14 protein-coding genes and 3 pseudogenes are annotated in these 19,740 nt (G+C 69.7%); 8 read left to right on the forward strand and 9 right to left on the reverse strand.

The window, feature by feature from the left end; translation table 11 throughout:
* Positions 1-221 (reverse strand): annotated as a pseudogene (locus H7I57_RS21960) (hypothetical protein); the annotation flags it as partial.
* 72 nt (positions 222-293) lie between these two features.
* On the opposite strand from H7I57_RS21960, the gene H7I57_RS21965 reads away from it, so the two are divergent.
* A complete protein-coding gene (locus H7I57_RS21965) occupies positions 294-1,904 on the forward strand; it encodes a PucR family transcriptional regulator (protein WP_264026030.1) in 1,611 nt (536 codons plus the stop codon).
* 1 nt (position 1,905) lies between these two features.
* Here H7I57_RS21965 and H7I57_RS21970 read toward each other — a convergent pair whose 3' ends face one another.
* The gene (locus H7I57_RS21970) at positions 1,906-2,805 is read right to left on the reverse strand and encodes a dioxygenase family protein (protein ID WP_264026031.1); all 900 of its coding nucleotides are present in this window, start codon (positions 2,803-2,805) and stop codon (positions 1,906-1,908) included.
* Positions 2,806-3,008: 203 nt separating this feature from the next.
* Here H7I57_RS21970 and H7I57_RS21975 point away from each other — a divergent pair, with 203 nt between their 5' ends.
* Positions 3,009-3,200 carry a hypothetical protein gene (locus H7I57_RS21975; RefSeq protein ID WP_264026032.1) on the forward strand — a complete coding sequence of 64 codons (192 nt, stop codon included), beginning with the start codon at positions 3,009-3,011 and terminating at the stop codon, positions 3,198-3,200.
* Positions 3,201-3,243: 43 nt separating this feature from the next.
* Here H7I57_RS21975 and H7I57_RS21980 read toward each other — a convergent pair whose 3' ends face one another.
* Genes H7I57_RS21980 through H7I57_RS21990 form a run of 3 tightly spaced genes read right to left on the reverse strand, consistent with a single transcriptional unit; the run spans position 3,244 to position 7,349 of the window.
* Positions 3,244-4,665, reverse strand: coding sequence for a WS/DGAT/MGAT family O-acyltransferase (locus H7I57_RS21980; protein ID WP_264026033.1), 1,422 nt, complete (start codon positions 4,663-4,665; stop codon positions 3,244-3,246).
* Positions 4,666-4,720: 55 nt separating this feature from the next.
* On the reverse strand, positions 4,721-6,187 hold the full coding sequence (locus H7I57_RS21985) for a protein adenylyltransferase SelO (RefSeq protein WP_264026034.1): 1,467 nt from the start codon (positions 6,185-6,187) through the stop codon (positions 4,721-4,723).
* 10 nt (positions 6,188-6,197) lie between these two features.
* A complete protein-coding gene (locus H7I57_RS21990; protein ID WP_264026035.1) occupies positions 6,198-7,349 on the reverse strand; it encodes a hypothetical protein in 1,152 nt (383 codons plus the stop codon).
* 173 nt (positions 7,350-7,522) lie between these two features.
* Between H7I57_RS21990 and H7I57_RS21995 the strand changes: the two genes are divergently transcribed.
* Positions 7,523-8,416 (forward strand): mycobacterial-type methylenetetrahydrofolate reductase, encoded by an 894-nt coding sequence (locus tag H7I57_RS21995; RefSeq protein ID WP_308204393.1) that lies wholly within the window; start codon positions 7,523-7,525, stop codon positions 8,414-8,416.
* 3 nt (positions 8,417-8,419) lie between these two features.
* On the opposite strand, the gene H7I57_RS22000 is transcribed toward H7I57_RS21995, so the two are convergent.
* Positions 8,420-8,782 carry a DoxX family protein gene (locus tag H7I57_RS22000; protein WP_264026037.1) on the reverse strand — a complete coding sequence of 121 codons (363 nt, stop codon included), beginning with the start codon at positions 8,780-8,782 and terminating at the stop codon, positions 8,420-8,422.
* A gap of 148 nt (positions 8,783-8,930) precedes the next feature.
* On the opposite strand from H7I57_RS22000, the gene H7I57_RS22005 reads away from it, so the two are divergent.
* From H7I57_RS22005 to hrpA, 3 genes are read left to right on the forward strand one after another with little or no spacing between them, the layout of a single operon-like run.
* Positions 8,931-9,407 carry a hypothetical protein gene (locus tag H7I57_RS22005; RefSeq protein WP_264026039.1) on the forward strand — a complete coding sequence of 159 codons (477 nt, stop codon included), beginning with the start codon at positions 8,931-8,933 and terminating at the stop codon, positions 9,405-9,407.
* A complete protein-coding gene (locus tag H7I57_RS22010) occupies positions 9,340-9,729 on the forward strand; it encodes a VOC family protein (RefSeq protein ID WP_264026042.1) in 390 nt (129 codons plus the stop codon). Before H7I57_RS22005 ends, H7I57_RS22010 begins: the two co-directional genes overlap by 68 nt.
* Positions 9,730-9,754: 25 nt before the next feature.
* A complete protein-coding gene (gene hrpA / locus H7I57_RS22015; RefSeq protein ID WP_264026045.1) occupies positions 9,755-13,684 on the forward strand; it encodes an ATP-dependent RNA helicase HrpA in 3,930 nt (1,309 codons plus the stop codon).
* Between the two features lie 63 nt (positions 13,685-13,747).
* Here the strand turns inward: hrpA and H7I57_RS22020 are convergent.
* Positions 13,748-15,264: pseudogene (locus tag H7I57_RS22020) on the reverse strand (HNH endonuclease signature motif containing protein).
* Positions 15,265-15,319: 55 nt separating this feature from the next.
* Positions 15,320-16,480, reverse strand: coding sequence for a zinc-binding dehydrogenase (locus tag H7I57_RS22025; RefSeq protein ID WP_264026047.1), 1,161 nt, complete (start codon positions 16,478-16,480; stop codon positions 15,320-15,322).
* A gap of 30 nt (positions 16,481-16,510) precedes the next feature.
* Between H7I57_RS22025 and H7I57_RS22030 the strand changes: the two genes are divergently transcribed.
* Both H7I57_RS22030 and H7I57_RS22035 read left to right on the forward strand, forming a co-directional pair.
* Positions 16,511-17,293, forward strand: coding sequence for a glutaminyl-peptide cyclotransferase (locus H7I57_RS22030; RefSeq protein ID WP_264026049.1), 783 nt, complete (start codon positions 16,511-16,513; stop codon positions 17,291-17,293).
* Positions 17,294-17,351: 58 nt separating this feature from the next.
* Positions 17,352-18,468: pseudogene (locus tag H7I57_RS22035) on the forward strand (FAD-dependent oxidoreductase).
* On the opposite strand, the gene lipE reads toward H7I57_RS22035, so the two are convergent.
* Positions 18,465-19,712 carry a lipase LipE gene (lipE, locus tag H7I57_RS22040; RefSeq protein ID WP_264026163.1) on the reverse strand — a complete coding sequence of 416 codons (1,248 nt, stop codon included), beginning with the start codon at positions 19,710-19,712 and terminating at the stop codon, positions 18,465-18,467. The pseudogene H7I57_RS22035 and the gene lipE overlap by 4 nt on opposite strands.
* Positions 19,713-19,740 lie beyond the last annotated feature (28 nt).

Consider the following 19,740-nt stretch of genomic DNA (forward strand, 5'->3'; position numbering starts at 1 on the left):
ATCACCGCACGCGCGTCCTCGACACTGGCCAGCGCCACCTCACCGGTCACCACACCGGTGGCCGGATTGGTCATCACCGCACGCGCGTCCTCGACACTGGCCAGCGCCACCTCACCGGTCACCACACCGGTGGCCGGATTGGTCACCGGCGCCGTCGCACTGCTGTCGCCTGCGAACTCTTTGTTGTCAACCCAATGGGAAATAGTCTGCACAACGTCCATCTTGCGCCGTGGAGACCACCGATGGTCGACACATAGTGTCACGAATAGTCCCCATAGATTTACACTATGTCGGTGAGTCTGACGGTGGGCGAGGTCGTCGCGCTGCCGGTCGTGCAGGCCGGCGAACCGGAGGTGCTCTCGGCCCGCCGATGGGACGAACCGCTCCGATGGGTGCACGGCAGCGACCTGCCCGACCTGTCGGCGCTGCTGCAGGGCGGCGAACTGGTGCTGACGACGGGTGCCGCGTTGGCCAAGGCTCCGCGAAAGTACCTGCAACGGTTGGCGTCTGCCGGTGCGATCGGAGTGATCGTCGAGCTGGGAACCAGGGTCACCGAACTACCCGGCACCGCTGCATCGACCGCCGAGGACCTCGATCTGGCGCTGGTGGTGCTGCATCGTCCGATCAGGTTCGTCGACGTGACAGAGGCAGTCCACCGAAGGATCGTCGCCGAACAGTACGACGAGGTCGCCTTCGACCGACGCGTCCACGAGACGTTCACCGAGCTGAGTATGCGCCGCGCGTCGGTAGCGGGGATCGTCGACGCCGCCGCCAGGATTCTCGACGAACCTGTTGTGCTGGAGGATCTTTCGCACCATGCCGTCGCGGTGTCCGCGCGTGCCCACGACACCACGCTGCGGGACTGGGAACGCCGCTCGCGGCGCAACCCGGGGTCCGGTGCGGACGCCGAGCAGTGGGCGACGACGGCAGTCGGCCCGCGGTCCGCGGAATGGGGACGGCTGGTGGTGCCGCGGCCACCCGCCGATCCCGGCCGCGCGACGATGGTGCTCGAGCGCGCGGCGGCGGCACTCGCCTTGAATCGCATGATCGAGCGGGATCGGTCGGGCTTGCAGCAGCAGGCCCAGAGCGGTCTCATCGACGACGTCCTGCGCGGCAGGATCACCGACGAGCGTGAGGCGGCGGCCCGGGCGCACGCACTGGGGTTGCGGGCTTCGGCGCACTATTTCCCGGCGGTGGTTCTGGTCGAGCGACAGAAGCGCGGCAGGGACCCTGTTGCCCGACATCGCCGCAACGTCGCGCTGGTAGACACGGTCGCCCACACGGTCAACGCGGCCGGCCACACCGGCCTGTTCACCCTGCGTGGAGACGGTGAGGTCGGTGCCGTCATCGCGCTCAAGGACCCCAGGCCGGCCGTCGCGCACAAAGCACTGACAGCGCTGGGCGATGGGCTGCGCCGCGAGATCGACCGCGTCGACGCGCCCCGGCATTCGGTGCTGGCACTCGCCGCCGACGTCAGCGAAGTGACCGACGCGATCGCGGGTCTGGCCGAGGCGGCGCACGTCGCCGAGGTGGCCGTCTCGATGGGGGAGAAGCGGCCGTACTTCCGCGCCGCGGACACCAGGCTGCGCGGCCTGCTCGCGCTGCTACGAGACGACCTGCGGGTGCAGCGCTTCGCCGAGACAGAACTGAAATCGCTTCTGGCCGAAGATGATCGGAGCGACCCGTCGAACCTGACCGTGCTGCGCCGTTATCTGGGCGCCGCGGGCAACAAGGTGGCCACGGCCGAACTGCTGCACATGAGTCGTCCCGCTCTGTACAAGCGGCTGGCGGTCATCCGTGAGATTCTCGGGGTCGATCTGGACGACAGCGAGTCCATGACTTCGCTGCACGTGGCGCTGCTGGTCCTCGACGCGCGAGACCGCGCCGAGGGGACGGCCGGATAGCTCAGGGCCGACCAGGAGGTGGTCCGCCGGGTGGTGGTCCGCCGAAGCCGTCGTCGGTGAGCACGTTTTGGGACTTGGCCGCCACTCCGGCCGTCAGCGTGATGTCCAGGCCGGTTGCCGGCGTACCCGTCACGGTGGCCATCTCGGCGGTCCAGCCGTCGCCGAACACGCCGTCGGTCTCCAGGGAGAGCGACGCAAGGTTCGAAATGCTCTGGGTGTAGCCGGAATCGGCGGCGAACACGGCGTCGCAGACGGCTGCGGGGAGGGCGATCTGGGAGGTCAGCCGAGCGTCGGAGCCGGCCACCGCGGTCTGGAGCGAATCGAAGACCTCGAAGTGGAAGTGCGGCCACCGGCCCGGGTAGCAGGCGGGGAAGATCGTGGTGAACGTCAGGGCGCCGCTGTCGTCGGCGACCTGGACGCCGCGGAGGTAGTTCTCCTCGGTCACGCCCTCGCTGTACAACGAGTAGCGACCCTCTCTGTCGCAGTGCCACAGGTACACGGCCATCCCTGCACCCGGCTTCCCATCGTTGGCGAGATCCTGGAGTGTCAGTGTCAGACGGGCCGGAATGCCCTCGGCGACACCGGAATACGCGCCGAAGCTGCCGGTGATGTCCGATCGCACGACGCCGGATTCGACGAGCACGTTCGGCCCGTTCGAGCCGTCACCGGGGTAGGGGCCCTGCGTCTCCTGCGGTGCGGCCTCGGCCAGTGAGGCGCTGGTCGACGCCTGGGTGGTCGGGCTCGGGCCGGTCGAGGATTCGGCGGTGGTGCGGGTGGCACTGCATGCCGCGGTCACCGCCGCCACACCCGCGCCGAACGCCAGCAGCGCCCGCCGCCGCGAGAGGACAGACATGTCGTAGCTCAGCCCGCGGTCGTGCTCGTCGATCTCCATGACGTCCATGACGTCCATGGTGGTCTGTGGCGCTGTGCGCTCGCCATGCGGTTTCTGTGCGCGGGCTGTGCGTCTCGGGGTACCGGCCGACGCGAACACCCACGGCACCGACGGTATGACGTAATCCGCCGGCCAAGGGGCGAAGGTCCCTACTGCGGGTGCTGCCCGCAGCGCATGGTGGAGAGAACGGCACAGGGCCGAAAGGATGACAAATGACTGAAGCGACGACGGCGTACTGCAAGAACTGCGGTCACGCGAAAGAGCATCACGACTTGGACGTGCATCTCGACCCCAAAGACCACGACAAGGCCCGCGAACGGGCTGCGCAAGGCCACGGCGCGTGCCACGACATGTCCTTCGGGGACCACCACTGCATTTGCGTCGAATACCTGAGCTGGACCTGACCGCGACCCCCGTGGGACCCCTACCCATCACCGGTCTGAGGGCTCAGCGCAGCGACGCCTTCTCCAGTTCGCCCAGCGCATCTCCTGTGTACACCGCGAGCCGCTGCAGGTGCGGCAGCGCGTCACGGCAGCCGATGAAGCCGAAGTTCATCGTGTCGGCGTAGCTCTGCAGGGTGATGTTCAGGGCCATCCCGTGGATCGGAATCGACACCGGATAGGTGGCCTCCAGTCGGGAACCGTTGAAGTACAACGGTTCCTGTGGTCCGGGGACGTTGGACACGCACAGGTTGAAGGTGTACGGCCATGGCGGCTGCACCCCCGTCAACGCGCCGACGACCTGCCCGCCCGCGGGCGCCAGCAGGGCCGCGCTGTAGGCGACGATCGCCGTCGGCGACATCGTCTGCAGTTGCGCCTTCGACGCCCGCGTCGCCGCGGTGATCGACTCCAGGCGCTCGGCCGGGTCCTCGATGTCGGTGCCCATCGGGGCGAGGATGGCGCCCACCGCGTTCCCGCCGCCCTCGTCGCCCTTGGGCCGCACGTTGACGGGAAGGAACGCGATCAGCGAGCGGTCCGGCAGCTTGTCGAAGTCGTTGAGGAACTTGCGCAGACCACCGCCGATGATCGTCAGCGCCACATCGTTGATCGTCGAACCGTGTTGCGAGCTCAGCGCTTTGAGCCGATCGAACTCGTACTGCTGGGTGGCGAAGCGGCGGTTGCGGCTGATGCGTGCGTTGAGAATGCTGTGCGGCGCCGACGCCGAACCGGCGATCTGCGCATAGCCGCCGTCACGCCGGATCTGGGTGTTGACCAGCGCTGTGGTCAGGTCGACCGCCGAGCCGACACCGCCGGCCACCGCGGAGCCGAAGCCGCCGAGCGCACGCAGTGTCGAAGTCAACGGATTCGCCGAGGTGTCGGGATCCCGCCGTGCGCGCTTCGGTGTGGGCACGTTGAAGAACATCCGGGTGTCGCGCGACTCCGGGTCCGTGGACAGACTGCGCGCCAGCATCCGCATCGCGCTGTAGCCGTCGACGAGCGCCTGGTGGATCTTCATGTACAACGCGAAGCGACCACCCTCGAGCCCCTCGATGACGTGGATCTCCCAGGGCGGGCGGGTCAGATCCAGGTGGTTGCTGTGCAGGCGGGAGACCAGGATCCCCAGCTCCCTCTCGTCACCCGGGCTGGCGAGCGCCGAGCGCCGGACGTGGTAGTCGAAGTCGAAATCCGTGTCGGTCACCCAGGTGTGCACCGGGCTGAATTGCAGACGCGGATGGGCGAGTTTGCGGTTCCACGGCGCCATCACCTCCTGGTGCCGCGCCTCGTCGATCATCTGCCGCAGATAGTCACGCGGTGCATCGGCCGGCGGCGTGAACGGGAGCAGACCGGCGACGTGCATCTTCGAACTCGAAGTCTCGCCGTAGATGAAGATCAGGTCCTGCAGCCCAAGCCTGACATTGTTGGCGCTCAAGGGCTCTCCTGTGACTCTCGCTGCATGTGGTCTCCGTCACGGTACGCCCGTGCCGTCATGTTCCACAGAAGGTTTGGAACGAGGCGCTGAACTCCTTCTCGCCCGGTTCGGCGTAGCGCTCGAGACCGGCCCGCTCGTCGAACGGCGCCCTCACCGCCTCCAGCAGCTTCTCCAGGGGCGCCGTGTCACCCGCGGTGACCGCCGTCAGCGCCTCCTCCACGAGGTGGTTGCGCGGAATGTAGATCGGATTGATCCGGTCCATCGCGTCGGGATCCGGCCCGAGCGCCCGCCACCGGGCGGTCCAGTCGTCGAACGCCGCCAGGTCGATGAACTCCCCGCGCACCGGCTCGGCGTCACCGCGGGCCGCCCGGCTCAGCCGGCGGTAGAACGACGTGTGGTCGACCTGACTCTGTTGCATCTGGGTCAGCAGCTCCTCGACCAACGGGCCCACCACGTCGGCAGGAGCGTCGGCAACCCCGAGCTTGGCCCGCATGCCCGCCGACCAGATCTGCTCGTAACGGCCCGCGAACGAATCCAGTGTCGCCTCGGCCAGCGCGATGGCCTTCTCGGGGTCGTCGATGTTGTCGGCGAGTAACGGCAGCAGCGTCTCGGCGAACCGGGCCAGATTCCACAATGCGATCGACGGCTGGTTGCCGTAGGCGTAGCGGCCCCAACTGTCGATCGAGCTGAACACCGTCGCCGGATCGAAGCTCTCCATGAACGCGCACGGACCGTAGTCGATGGTCTGGCCCGAGATAGTCATGTTGTCGGTGTTCATCACCCCGTGCACGAAACCGGCCAGCATCCAACGCGCGATCAGATCAGCCTGTACCGCGCTGACGGCCTCGAGCAGCGCCAGGTAGGGGTTGTCGGCCGCCGCGGCGCCGGGATGGTGCCGGGCGATCGCGTGGTCGGCCAGTCGGCGCAACAGGTCCAGGTTCCCGGTGGACTGGGAAACCGCCGCGGCGTACTGGAACGAACCCACCCGCAGATGGCTGTCGGCCACCCGCGCGAGCACGGCCCCGGGCAGCGCCGTCTCCCGATACACCGGGCGCCCGGTGGCGACGACCGCGAGCGCCCGCGTCGTCGGGATGTGCAGCGCGTGCATCGCCTCGCTGATGACGTACTCGCGCACCATCGGCCCGACGGCTGCCAGTCCGTCTCCTCCCCGGGCGAACGGTGTCCGCCCGGACCCCTTGAGGTGAAGGTCCCGCACCCGGCCGGAGGCGTCGACGATCTCTCCGAGGAGCAGGGCGCGGCCGTCCCCCAGCCGGGGAACGTAGCCGCCGAACTGGTGGCCGGCGTAGGCCTGAGCCGCGGGCGTCGCATCGCCGGGTACCAGCGTCCCCACCAACAGGCCCAGCCCCTCGGGGCTGCGCAGCCACGCGGGATCGAGACCCAGTTCGACCGCAAGCGGTTCGTTCAGCGCGACCAGACTCGGTTCGGGCGCGGCCTCCGCCTTCCACGGCACTGCCAACTCCGGCAGCTCTCGGACGAACCGGCTCTGCAGTGCGATGCTCACCTCATCCAGACTACGGAGGCGGCGGTAGCACTGCGATGGCGTCGACGCCGTCCTTGATCGTGAACCGCCGGTCACTCTCCTCGAACACCAACGTTCCCGTCGGCTCGGTGTAGGCACCGCCTTTGGGCAGGATCAGTGCCCGCTGACCAGGCGCGACCTCGGCTGTCTGCAGCGCCGACGTCGGCGGGGTGACCTGTTCGATGCGATCGGTGGCCACCTGCCACACCAGCGGCGAGTACTCCTGCGGACCGTCGCACCGCCAGGTGGCCAGGCTCAGCCTCGGCGGGCCGGTCGCGGGCCACCACAACTTCGGCACCCTCGACCCGGTTTCACCGCCCGGTCCGGCCACGTCGAAGGTCTGCTGGGCGCCTGCGGCGTCGGACAGCACGACCGCCGCGGTTCCACAGCCGTTGTCGGTGTCGCGGTACAGCGCGTAGGCCAGGGACGCGCCGTCGGGGCTGAGCCGTGCCACCGTGACCGGAGAGTTCGCGTCGGCCTCGCCGAGCGGGGTCGGCGGAACGGGTCCGCGCACGGCGTAGAGGGTGTCCGGACCGCCGAACGGCGACGGTGGCGCCTCCACCCGCGCGATGACCGCCGTGCCGCCCCTGGCCACGACCAGCCGCGGTTCCCCTGGCGGGACCCCGGCCGTCGGCGGCAGGTCGACGGTCTGTTGCAGCACCGGTTGCGAAGCCGGGTCGGCCAGATCGAGTTGCATCAGCCGATTCGGCTGCTCCCACCACACGACCTTGCTCCCGTCGGCGGTTCCCAACACGGGACCCACCGGCACCGGCCGGGTGTCGGCCTTCTGGTTGGCGACGTCGATCGTGGCGAGCAGGTTGTCGGTGGTGCGGGCGAACACGAACCGGCCGTCCTCGGTGGCCATCAGGTCGTTGGACGCCGCGAAGGTGCCCGGAGCGGTGGTGATCACGTTCGTGCCGTCGACGAGCCCGAGTTCGTCGGCCGCCCGGTAGGCGAGCAGGGGGCCGCTGGGTTCCGGCGGCGCCGTCGTCGTCGGGTCGAACGGTGAGGTCGTGCTGGGAGTCGTGCCGGTCGTGGACCCGGGCGTCGGCTCGACGCCGGTGCAGCCGGCGACAAGGCCCACGATCAGGGCCAGCGTCGCGACCAGCTGGAGGACGGTTCTCGATCTCTGCGGAATTCTCATAGGCGCTCTGCTCCCATGAAAGCTCAATCCCGGGTGTGATGGGGCTCCGGGTCGTCCGCGCCGAGCCTCGGAAACCTCGGGTCGGTATGGTGATTTTCCTCCGGTGGCGGGGGAAAGGGCCGATCAAGGGCCGGGCCGCCGGGACAAGTCGATGTCAGATGTGGAGCAACGCTGTGAGCCTGAACACCATCGCTCTGGAATTGGTGCCGCCGAACGTCGACCGGGGCCGGGAGCGGGCCCTCGAGGACGCCGAGAAGGTGCTGCGCTGTTCGGCGGAAGCGGGACTGGCCGGGCGCGTCCGCCACGTGATGATCCCGGGGATGATCGACGAGGACGACGACCGGCCCATCGAGATGAAGCCGAAGCTCGACGTCCTGGAATTCTGGTCGATGATCAAACCGGAGCTGCCCGGCATCAACGGCCTGTGCACACAGGTCACCGCGTTCATGGATGAGCCCACGCTGCGCAGCCGGCTCACCGAACTGGGCGCCAGCGGGTTCGACGGCATCGCGTTCGTCGGCGTGCCGCGCACCCTCAACGACGGCGAGGGCTCGGGCGTCGCACCCACCGATGCGTTGTCGATGTTCGACGATCTGGTCGCCAACCGCGGCGTGATCCTGATCCCGACCCGCGAAGGCGAGCACGGCCGCTTCGAGTTCAAGTGCAACCGGGGCGCCACCTACGGCATGACGCAGTTGCTGTACTCCGACGCCATCGTGGAGTTCCTCACCGAGTTCGCCAGGACCACCGAGCATCGGCCGGAGATCCTGTTGTCGTTCGGGTTCGTGCCCAGGATCGAGACCAAGGTCGGCCTGATCAACTGGCTGATCCAGGACCCCGGGAATGCGGCGGTGGCCGCCGAGCAGGAGTTCGTCAAGACCCTCGCCGGGAGTGAACCGCCCGAACGCCGCAAGCTGATGCTCGACCTGTACAAGCGGGTCATCGACGGGGTCGGCGGGCTCGGCTTCCCGCTGAGCGTCCATTTCGAGGCGACGTACGGCGTGAACACCCCTGCCTTCCAGACGTTGGCCGACATGCTGGAGTACTGGTCGCCCGACCGCCCGTAGGGATCAGCCCCAGAACGCGAGCACCGGGACGGCGACGCAGATCGCCAGCATCCCGGTGGCGTTGACGAACAGGTTGCGGCCGAAGTCCCGGGCGGCGACGTGCATCGCGATGGCGATCACGAAGTACGCGATCAGTGCCGCGCAGGTCACCGCCGCGAGGTACGGAATCCACAGCCCCGCGATCAGGCCGGCCGCGGCGGCGAACTTGATGACCGGCATCAGCCACCACAGGCGGCGCGGCCAGCGGACCGCCTCGAAGCACTCGGCGATGAACCGCACCGGCTTCACGCACAGCAGACCGTCGCCGAACTGGATGAACGCGAGAACGAGCACCGGCCACACCGGGTCGGGGGTGAAAAACGTCATGACGGGTAGACGAGACGGCCGCCGAGATCGTGACAGGACCCGTCGCGGCCATTGGGCCTGCGGTGCCGGTCATCCTGCGGTACAACCCCAGGATGGAGTTCGCGTCGGCCTCGATGAGTTCCGCGCTCGGTCGGGGTCGGTACCGGATATGAATAGTCCGCCGATCGTCCCAGGATTCGCGGCGCTGCTCGCCGTGTCCTCGGCGATTCTGCACGGCGTCTCGCTCGGGTCCCGCGGGCATCCGGGTGTCGCACTGCTGACCGTGGTGATGGTCGTCGGCTGCCTTTACTGCGCGTACGAGCTCCTGACCCGCGACACTCTGCGCGCCTGGGTGCTGGTCGCGATGATGAACCTCGCGATGATCGGTGTGCACCTGCCGATGACCGGTGCCCACCCTCATGGCGAACCAGCCGTCGCCGCCTCGGCCTCAGCGGCCACACCGATGCACCTGGCGACCCTCGTGGCGATCGTCGAGGTCCTTCTCGCCGCCACGGTGCTGCTCGTCCGCACCCGCGCACTCGCGCCCGGTGCGGTGCCCCCGTGCCACAGTGGACGGCATGACGCAGGCGCAACCACCGGTCGGCCGGCTCGGCGCGACCTCGATCGACTGCCCGAACCCAACTGAGCTGGCCGACTTCTACTCCCGGCTGCTCGGGATGCGGCGGCTGGTCGAAACCCCCGACGGCGGGGTCGTCGCCATCACCGACGGCGCCCACATCCTGGCGATGATGCGCGTCGACGACTACGTCCCGCCGACCTGGCCGGGACCCGGCCAGCACCAGCAGATGCACCTCGACGTGTCGGTGACCGACCTCGACGAGGCGGTGCGCGGCGCCGAGCGGCTGGGCGCCCGGCAGGCCGAGCACCAGGCGGCCCCCGCACTGTGGCGGGTCATGCTGGACCCGGTCGGCCATCCCTTCTGCCTGACCACGGTCGGAGCGGGCTGACCGGCCGCCCCCTATCGTTGCCGGAGTGTCCGAACCGTCCAACGCCGACGTCCGCGCCCTGCGCGCGCGTCTCGACGGGCTGACGATCCGCGACGCCGCCCGGCTGGGCCGCAGGCTCAAGCAGCTGCGCAGTCCCGACTCCGGGCAACTCGACAAGCTGGCCCGGCAGTTCGCCACCGCGGAAGCGCTCGTCGCGACACGGATGGCCGCCGTCCCGGCGATCACCTATCCCGACCTGCCCGTCAGTGACCGGCGCGACGACCTGGCCAGGGCCATTGCCGAGAATCAGGTGGTGGTGGTCGCGGGCGCGACGGGGTCCGGCAAGACCACCCAGCTGCCGAAGATCTGTCTGGAACTCGGCCGCGGCATCCGCGGCACCATCGGCCACACCCAGCCGAGGCGGCTGGCGGCGCGCACCGTCGCCCAGCGCATCGCCGACGAGCTGGCCACGCCGCTCGGCGACGCCGTAGGCTATGCCGTTCGGTTCACCGACCAGGTCAGCGATCGCACGCTGGTGAAGCTGATGACCGACGGCATCCTGCTCGCCGAGATCCAGCGGGACCGCCGGCTGCTTCGTTACGACACCCTGATCCTCGACGAGGCCCACGAGCGCAGCCTCAACATCGACTTCCTGCTCGGGTATCTGCGGGAGCTGCTGCCGCGGCGGCCGGACCTGAAGGTCATCGTGACGTCGGCGACGATCGAACCCGAGCGGTTCGCCGAACACTTCTCGGACGCGCCGATCGTCGAGGTGTCGGGGCGCACGTACCCGGTCGAAATCCGGTACCGCCCTTTGGAGGTCACGGTCCGGGCCGATGGCGGGGACGGGGCCGAAGACCCCGACGATCCCGACCACGAGGTGGTGCGCACCGAGCTGCGCGACCCCACCGACGCGATCGTCGACGCCGTCACCGAACTCGCGTCCGAGCCGCCCGGCGACGTGCTGGTGTTCCTATCCGGCGAGCGCGAGATCCGCGACACCGCCGAGGCGCTGCGCGGCGCACTGGGGGAGCGCACCGAGGTGCTGCCGCTGTACGCCCGGCTGCCGACCGCCGAACAGCAGAAGGTGTTCCAGCCGAGCCGGGCCGCGCGCCGCGTCGTGCTCGCCACCAACGTTGCCGAGACGTCGCTGACGGTGCCGGGGATCCGCTACGTCGTCGACCCGGGAACCGCCCGCATCTCGCGCTACAGCCGCCGCACCAAGGTGCAGCGGCTACCGATCGAGCCGATCTCCCAGGCGTCGGCGCAGCAGCGCGCCGGCCGCTGCGGGCGCACGGCCCCCGGCGTGTGCATCCGGCTGTACTCCGAGGCGGACTTCGACGCCCGCCCGCGCTACACCGACCCCGAACTGCTGCGCACCAACCTCGCGGCGGTGATCCTGCAGATGGCGGCGCTGGATCTCGGCGAGATGGCGGACTTCCCGTTTCTGGACCCGCCCGACGCGCGCAGCGTCCGCGACGGGGTGACCCTGCTGCAGGAACTCGGGGCCTTCGATCGTGACGGGGCCCTGACGGCCATGGGCAGGCGGTTGGCGCAGATCCCGGTCGACCCGCGACTGGGGCGGATGCTGCTGCAGGCCGACACCGAGGGGTGCGTGCGTGAGGTGCTGGTGCTCGCCGCGGCGCTGTCGATCCCGGACCCGCGCGAGCGACCCGCCGACCGGGAGGCGGCCGCCCGTCAGAAGCACGCCAGGTTCGCCGACGAGCATTCCGACTTCGTGTCCTACCTGAACCTGTGGCGATACCTGGGCGAGCAGCGAAAAGAACGCTCCGGCAACTCGTTTCGCCGAATGTGCCGCGAGGAGTTCCTGCACTACCTGCGTATCCGCGAGTGGCAGGACCTGGTCGGTCAGCTGCGCAGCATCTGCCGGGATCTCGGCATCCGCGAGCAGGACGAGGCCGCCGAGCCCGCGCGGGTGCACGCCGCGCTGACCGCGGGGCTGTTGTCCCACATCGGATTACGTGAGGGTGACGCCCGTGATTCCCGGGTCTTCCAGGGGGCGCGAAACACGAAGTTCGTGCTGGCGCCCGGTTCGGTGCTGACCCGGCGGCCGCCGCGCTGGGTGGTGGTCGCCGACCTCGTCGAGACCAGCAGGCTCTACGGGCGCACCGCCGCCCGCATCGAACCCGAGACGGTCGAGCACGTCGCCGAGCATCTCGTCGCGCGCACCTACAGCGAACCGCACTGGGATGCCAAGCGCGCCGCGGTGATGGCCTACGAACGGGTGACGCTCTACGGCCTGCCGATCGTCGCGCGCCGCCGCGTCGACTATGGCCCCATCGATCCCGAGACGTCGCGGGAGCTGTTCATCCGGCATGCGCTGGTCGAGGGGGACTGGGAGACCAAGCACCACTTCTTCCGGGACAACGCGCGGTTGCGCGCCGAACTCGCCGCACTGGAGGAACGGGAACGCAGGCGCGACCTGCTGGTCGACGACGACGAGATCTACGCATTCTTCGATGCGCGGATTCCCCCCGACGTCGTGTCCGGCCGCCATTTCGACGGGTGGTGGCGCAAAAAGCGCCACCGTACACCGGATCTGCTCACCCTCGGCCGTGACGACCTGCTGCGCGTCGAGGGGGACGCCGACCACCCGGACACCTGGAGTTCCGGAGACCTTACGCTGCCGCTGAGCTACCGGTTCGAACCGGGCGCCTCCGATGACGGTGTGACGGTGCATGTCCCGGTCGACGTGCTGGCCAGGCTGGGTGGTGACGAGTTCGCCTGGCAGGTGCCGGCCCTGCGCGAGGAGTTACTCACCGCACTGATCAAGTCGCTGCCGAAAGACCTGCGGCGCAACTTCGTTCCCGCACCCGACACCGCCAGGGCGTTGCTCGCGTCGATCTCACCCGAGGACAGTGGGTCCCTGCTGGACGCGGTGCAGCGCGAACTGCGACGGCGCACCGGAATCCTGGTTCCCATCGACGCTTTCGATCTCGACAAGGTGCCGCCACATCTGCGTGTCACGTTCGCCGTCGAAGCCGGCGACGGCACGGTCGTGGCACGCGGCAAGAGCCTCGACGAACTGCAGGACCACCTCGCGGCGCCCGCCCGGGAAGCCGTGGCCGCCGCGGTCGCTGGTGGACTCGAGCGGTCCGGTCTGCGGGACTGGCCGGACGATCTCGACGAACTGCCGCGTGTCGTCGAGAGCGGCGGCACGGCGGCGCACGCGGTCCGCGGGTATCCGGCGCTGGTCGACCAGGGTGCGACGGTGGCGATCCGGGTCTTCGCGACACTGGCCGAGCAGGCCGCCGCGGCCGGGCCGGGGAGCAGGCGGCTACTGCGCCTGGCGGGGCAGTCGATCGCGAAACCCGTTGAGCGGTCCCTCGATACCCGTACGAAGCTGGTCCTCGGCAACAACCCGGACGGGTCGCTGTCGGCGCTGCTCGACGACTGCGCCGATGCGGCGGTCCAGATGCTCGTCCCGAAGCCGGTGTGGGCCCGGGACGAATTCGTCACGGCCCGAACGCGATTGGCTGGCGAACTGCTGTCCACCACCCTCGACGTGGTGCGCCGGGTCGAGAAGGTGCTGGCCGCGCTGCACGCCGTCGAACTCGCGTTGCCGGATGCGCCGACCCCCGCGCAGGCCGACGCGGTCGCCGACATCCGCGCCCAACTGGCGCGGCTGACACCTGCGGGCTTCGTCACGGCCACCGGTGTGGCCCGTCTCGGCGATCTGACCCGCTATCTGACGGCGGTGATCCGGCGCCTGGAGCGGCTTCCGCAGGCGCTCAACGCCGACCGCGAGCGAATGGCGCGGGTGGCCGCCGTCGAGGACGCCTACGACGATCTCCTCTCGGCGCTGTCTCCGGCGCGGGCAGCGGCCGCCGACGTCCGCGACATCGCGTGGATGATCGAGGAGCTGAGGGTGAGCCTGTGGGCGCAACAGCTCGGCACCCCGCGCCCGATCAGCGAACAGCGGATCCTGCGCGCACTGGACGCGATCCACGACTAGGCCGATCTGGTTTCGAAGCGGCGATCGGGCGCTAGTACGGCGAAGGTGGTTGGAGCGCCGGCTCTAACTGGCCTGGTCCATGGTCGGTGGTTGTGGTTGGAAGGGTGTGTACCACCACCAGTCGGCGCGTTCGCCGGTGGGTCCAGGGTATGGGGGTACTGCGGGTGGGGGTGTGGTGGGTGGGCGGGCCAGTGATCCCGCGCTGAGTTTTCGGCCGGTGTTGTCGGTGACGGTGAGGTGGTGGGCGGGTCCGGTGATGGTGATGACGCCGCGGTGGTGTGCCCGGTGGTGGTGAGGGCAGACCAGCGCGAGGTCGGTGACGGTGAGGTGGTGGGCGGGTCCGGTGATGGTGATGACGCCGCGGTGGTGTGCCCGGTGGTGGTGAGGGCAGACCAGCGCGAGGTTGTCCAGATCGGTGGGGCCGCCGTCTTCCCAGTGCTGCAGGTGGTGGGCGTGCAGGCCGCGGGTCGCCCCGCAGCCGGGGACCACGCAGGTGCGGTCGCGGTGCTCCAGGGCGCGGCGTAGCCGGCGGCTGACCGTTCGGGTCGCCCGCCCGGCACCGATGGGTTGGCCGTCGCGTTCGAACCACACCTCGCAGGTGGCGTCGCAGAGCAGGTAGCGGCGGTCGGCATCGGGCAGCAGCGGGCCCAGGTGCAGCGCGGCGATGCGCTGCGTGATGTCGAGGTGCACGACCACGGTGGTGCGTTGCCCGTGGGGGCGGCGGGTGACCTCGGTGTCCCAGCCCGCCTCGACCAGGCTCATGAACGCATCGACGGTGCCCGGCAGCGGGGGCGCCTGATCGGATACCCGCTCGCCGGTGTCGTGGTCGCGTTTCCACTCGGTGATCAGCGCATCGTGATGAGACTGCAGGGCGGCGTCGACCTTCGCCGCGTCGTCGTGCGGGAGTTTGATGCGGTAGCAGGTGAACTCGTATGAGACTGCAGGGCGGCGTCGACCTTCGCCGCGTCGTCGTGCGGGAGTTTGATGCGGTAGCAGGTGAACTCGTCATCGCTGGTCTTGGTGATCGACGGCGGTGATGGCGGTTTGGGGTCGGGGTCGGGTCGGGGTTCGAGTTTGACCGCGGTGCGCAACTGGGCGACCGTCGCCGATTGGGCCAGCTGCGCGTAGTGGGCGTCGGATCCCTCGCCCGCCCGCTCGGCGATGACACCGACCTGATCGAGGGACAACCGGCCCGTTCGCAGGCCCTCGGCGCAGCGGGGGAACGCCTCCAGCCGGTCGGCGACCGCCACCAACGTCTCGGCATTGCGCGGGGAGGTGCCCAGCTTCCACGCCATCAGCGCCGTCACCGACTGGGCGCCGGTCATCCCCCACAGTTCGTCGCGGTCGAGTTCCTCGGCATTGCGCGGGGAGGTGCCCAGCTTCCACGCCATCAGCGCCGTCACCGACTGGGCGCCGGTCATCCCCCACAGTTCGTCGCGGTCGAGTTCGGCGGCGATCTCCACGATGCGCCCGTCGATCGCGTTGCGCTGACCGGCCAGCTCCGACAACTCGTCGAACAACACCTCAAGACGCTCAACGCGGGGCGCGCTGGCGACGAAACATGGTGCAGTCGAAGACATGACCCCATCATCACAGAGAGGTACGACAAATCCCGGTGCTCGCCGTGAACCGAGGCTACGGTGTGGTCGCGTGACTCGCGGGGTCGATCATGATCTTGGCGTGCCTCTCCGGATCACCGAGCGCCTCGAACGCCGTCGCGACCCCGTCGAGGCCGACCGTCCCGGTCACCAGCGCCGACGCGTCGAGCGTGCCGTCGGCGAGCATGTACAGCGTGTCGCGGAATTCCAAAGGGGTGTAACCGAATACGAACCGGATGTCGATCTCCTTGCCGATCGCCATCGCGGGCCGCAGCTTGTCCTCGCCCATGCATACCCCGACGACGATGATCCGCGACGCCAGAGGTGCCGCGCCGATGACACCGTCGATCATTCCCGGCACACCCACGCATTCGAAGATCACGGGCCGCTTGGGTGCGGTGGCGCCCAGGCGGTCCACCGCCCGGTAGACGTGTGACCATCCCGGCAGCCGTCGCAGCTTCTCCATGGACCCGACACCGAGCTCGAGGAGTTCGGGCAGCTCGGTCATGCCCCGCTGCTTGGCGGGCACCGCCTCGTAGGGGGAGTCGACCGCAGGATCGACGACGATGTCGGCGCCACACCGTGAAGCCAGCGCCCGCCGTCCCGGGGAGAAGTCGCTCGCCACGATGGTGGCGATGCCGCGGGCCTTCAGGTGGCAGATGACCGCGAGGCCCACCGGCCCGCAGCCGAGCACGATCGCGACGTCCTTGCGGCCGATCTCGCTGCGCCGGATCGCGTGATAGGCCACCGCCATCGGCTCGGTGAGCGCGGCGGTCGCGGGATCGAGGCCGTTCGGCACGACGAACGTCATCGCCGCCTCGGTCAGCACCTGCTCGGCGTAGCCGCCGGGCGCCATCGGGGACAGACCCGTGAGGTGCACCCCACCCTGCGCGCGCACCATCGGGAAGGACACCACCGTCTTGCCCGGGGTGAACTCCTTGCCGACCTTGCGGCCCCGCTCCGCGATCACCCCGCAGAACTCGTGCCCCATCACCACGGGGGTGTCGCTGCGCATGAAACCGGTGTAGCCGCCTTCGGCCATCACCTTGGTCAGTTCGTCGGCGTGATCCTTGGCGTGCAGGTCCGACCCGCAGATGCCGCAGCGCAGCACGTCGAGCACGAGCTGCCCGTCGGCCGGCCGCGGATCGGGCAGGTCGACCACTTCGAGGGTGCTGTGCACACAACTGACCGCTTTCATTCCGCCATCGTCGCACGGTAGAACGGCGGTATGACGAAGCTGCAGATGTGCGCGGGATTCGCCCTCGTCGTCTCGATCGCATGGCCCGCCCCGCCCGCTGCCGAGGCCGGGCCGGGCGACGCTGCCGTGCCGGTGATCGAGCCCGTCGTGCTGGAGGAACTCGGGCACGACCCCGCGTCCTTCACCCAGGGACTCGAGCTCGACGGCTCGGTTCTGTGGGAGGGCACCGGGCTGGCAGGAGCCTCACAGTTGCGGGAGCTCGACCCGGCCACCGGGCAGCCGCGCCGGGAGGCGGCGATACCGAACGACTACTTCGGCGAGGGCATCACCGTGGTGGGTGAGCGAATCTGGCAGCTCACCTACCGCGACGGGGTGGCGGTCGAATGGGACGCGGCGACGCTGGCCCCCGTCCGTGAGGTCCCGCTCGACGGGGAGGGCTGGGGACTCTGCTACGACGGGGCCCGCCTGATCCGCAGCGACGGCACCGGCCGGCTTCGGTTCCACGACCCCGACGACTTCGCCGAGACCGGCGGCGTCGACGTCACCCGCGACGGGCGGGGGCTGAACGGCCTCAACGAACTGGAGTGCGTCGACGGGCAGGTGTGGGCCAACCTGTGGCCGAGCGACACCATAGCGCGCATCGACCCCGGCACCGGGGCCGTCAACCTCGTCGTCGACGCGGCCGGGCTGCGGGCCCGCGGGATCCCCCAGTCGGCACAGGTGCTCAACGGCATAGCCCACGTCCAGGGCAGCGAGTTCCTGCTCACCGGCAAGAACTGGCCGAAGACCTTCCGCGTGCGGCTCGGCCGGTAGGCGCCGTGCATGATCAGACGGTGACCCAGGCCCGCTCGCTGACCGTCGAGGTCCGCGCGTGACGCGGCAGAGGGTCGTCGTCGCCGGGATGGGCGACACCGGCGTGCTGACCGCGATCAAGCTCGCCCGCCACGCCGACGTCATCGGAATCTCGGCCAAGCCGGGACTGGTCAGCGGCCAGGAACTCGGCTGGCGGCTGGCACGGCCCGACGACTGGGCCCGCCACAACTGGATCCCGTTCGGCCGGTTCCGCGGCCTCGACCGGGTCCGCGCCGTGCACGGCACCCTGACCGGGCTGGACCTCGCGTCCCGGACCGTGGCGGTGCGACTGGCCGACGGTTCGACGACGGAGATTCCGTATGACGTGCTGGTCATCGCCACCGGCGTCAGCAACGGCTTCTGGCGACAACCGACCCTGCAATCGGCCACCGAGATCGACGCGGACCTTCGGTCTCCGCACGAGCGCCTGGCCGCCGCGAGGTCGGTGATCGTCGTCGGCGGCGGTGCCGCGGCCGTCAGCAGCGCCGCGCAGATCGCGACCACCTGGCCTGACACCCGGGTCGACCTCTACTACCCCGGCGACCGGGCGCTGGTCGGCCATCACCCCCGCACCTGGGAGACGGTCCGGCGCAGGCTCACCGACGCCGGCGTCGGGTTGCATCCCGGCCACCGTGCCGTGCTCGCACCCGGATTCACCGGCGACGAGTTGACGGCCGAGCCGGTGCGGTGGAGCACCGGACAACCGCCGGCGTCCGCGGACGCGGTGCTGTGGGCTATCGGTCGGGTGCGCCCCAACACCGGCTGGCTGTCCGCCGAACTGCTCGACGACGACGGATTCGTCCGTGTCACACCCGAACTGCAGGTGCTCGGTCATCCCGAGGTGTTCGCGGTGGGTGACGTCGCCGCCACCGACGCGCTGCGCAGTTCGGCGCGCAACCGCGCCGACGGGCTGATCGCCCACAACGTGCGTGCCGCCCTGGCAGGCAAGAAGGCGCTCAAGACCTACCGTCCGCCCAGGCGGCGCTGGGGCTCGGTGCTCGGCATCCAGCCCGACGGGCTGGAGGTGTTCGCCCCCAAACGGCAAAGCGTTCCGGTTCCCGGCGTGGACATTCGAGCGGGTCCTGATGCCGTGGGTCGTGAAATGGGGCATCTACCGAGGGGTGCGCGGGGACTAGCCGGCGCGCGGGATCTCGGCGTTGATGCGGTCCAGCAGCTGCGGGTAGCGGTTGGCCTCCCGGTGCCTGCCGGGCTTGCCGCTGCTGACCACCGCGACCGACAGCGCCCGCGTGGGGTCGGCCCACACCGCGATGTCGGTCAGCCCGGTGTGGCCGAACGCCCCTGCGGCGTCCCGGCCGAACGGGCCGAAGCGTTTGGAGCCCAGCATGTAACCGATGCCCCACCGCATCGGCATCAGCCCGGTCGCGATGTCGGGGCGCAGCCGTCGGGACTCGGTCGTCGCGGCCCGCAGCGTCTCGGCGGACAACACCCGCACCCCGTCGAGTTCACCTCCGCGGCAGAGGATTTCGGCGAACCGGGAGAGCTCGTTGGCGTTCGAGACGGTGTTCGACGACGGGATGACCCCGGTGAGGAACTGCCGGGTGTTCGAGAACGGGATGATCTGGGTCATGGTGCCGCCCACCGCGGCCTTGAACGCCCTGGCGATCGGGGCGGGCAGCGGCTTGCCCGTGACATGACTCGGCGCCACCAGCGGAACGTCTTCCGGCGCAACGCCGTAATTGGTCCAGCGGAAGCCCAGCGGCGCCAGGATCTCCTCGTGCAGGATGTCGCGGATGCTGCGTCCCGTCGCGGCCGAGATGATCTCGCGCATCAGCGGTCCCCACGTCACGCCGTGGTACATGTGCACCCGCCCGGGCGGGTACACGGGTTTCATCGCGCCCAGCATATCGCGTGCGTATTCGCTGTCGTCCATCCGCTTGAGGTCGGGCTTCGGCCCGGTGGCGAACGGCACACCCGCGCTGTGGGTCATCACGTGGCGGATGGTCGTGCGGTCCTTGCCGTGGCTGGTGTAGCCGGGCAGGTAATCGCACACCCGGTCGTCGAGCGAGAACGCCCCGCGCTCGACGAGCATGTGGACGACGGTGGTGGTGATCGCCTTGGCGGCGGAGTAGACACAGAACGGCGTCTCGGTGGTGACCGCGATCTTCTCGGCGCCGGGCGGGTCGCCGGGCCCGTTGCCCCAGCCGTGGCCGATGGCGCGGTCGAGGAGCACCCGGCCGTCGCGGCGCAGGCACACCTGGATCGCCGGCTGCATGCCCGCCTGATACCAGTGCGTGGCCGCCCGCCAGATCCGTTCCACGGCCGCGGGGTCGACACCGGTGTGATCCTCGGTGCCGGTCGAGGTGACGGCGCTGAGGTCGGCCGGGACGTGGATCCTGCCACCGTCGCCGGAGGCGACGATCCTGCCACCGTCGCCGGAGGCGACGATC

This window comes from Mycolicibacterium pyrenivorans, from assembly GCF_025821625.1.
GTDB classification, from domain to species: domain Bacteria; phylum Actinomycetota; class Actinomycetes; order Mycobacteriales; family Mycobacteriaceae; genus Mycobacterium; species Mycobacterium pyrenivorans.

Coding starts and splice junctions, on each gene's coding strand:
- H7I57_RS22010 (WP_264026042.1), top strand. CDS start 9,340: ATGACGCAGGCGCAACCACCGGTCGGCCGGCTCGGCGCGACCTCGATC.
- H7I57_RS22030 (WP_264026049.1), top strand. CDS start 16,511: ATGACGAAGCTGCAGATGTGCGCGGGATTCGCCCTCGTCGTCTCGATC.
- H7I57_RS22000 (WP_264026037.1), bottom strand. CDS start 8,782: ATGACGTTTTTCACCCCCGACCCGGTGTGGCCGGTGCTCGTTCTCGCG.
- H7I57_RS21990 (WP_264026035.1), bottom strand. CDS start 7,349: ATGAGAATTCCGCAGAGATCGAGAACCGTCCTCCAGCTGGTCGCGACG.
- H7I57_RS22025 (WP_264026047.1), bottom strand. CDS start 16,480: ATGAAAGCGGTCAGTTGTGTGCACAGCACCCTCGAAGTGGTCGACCTG.
- H7I57_RS21970 (WP_264026031.1), bottom strand. CDS start 2,805: ATGGACGTCATGGAGATCGACGAGCACGACCGCGGGCTGAGCTACGAC.
- H7I57_RS22005 (WP_264026039.1), top strand. CDS start 8,931: ATGAATAGTCCGCCGATCGTCCCAGGATTCGCGGCGCTGCTCGCCGTG.
- H7I57_RS21975 (WP_264026032.1), top strand. CDS start 3,009: ATGACTGAAGCGACGACGGCGTACTGCAAGAACTGCGGTCACGCGAAA.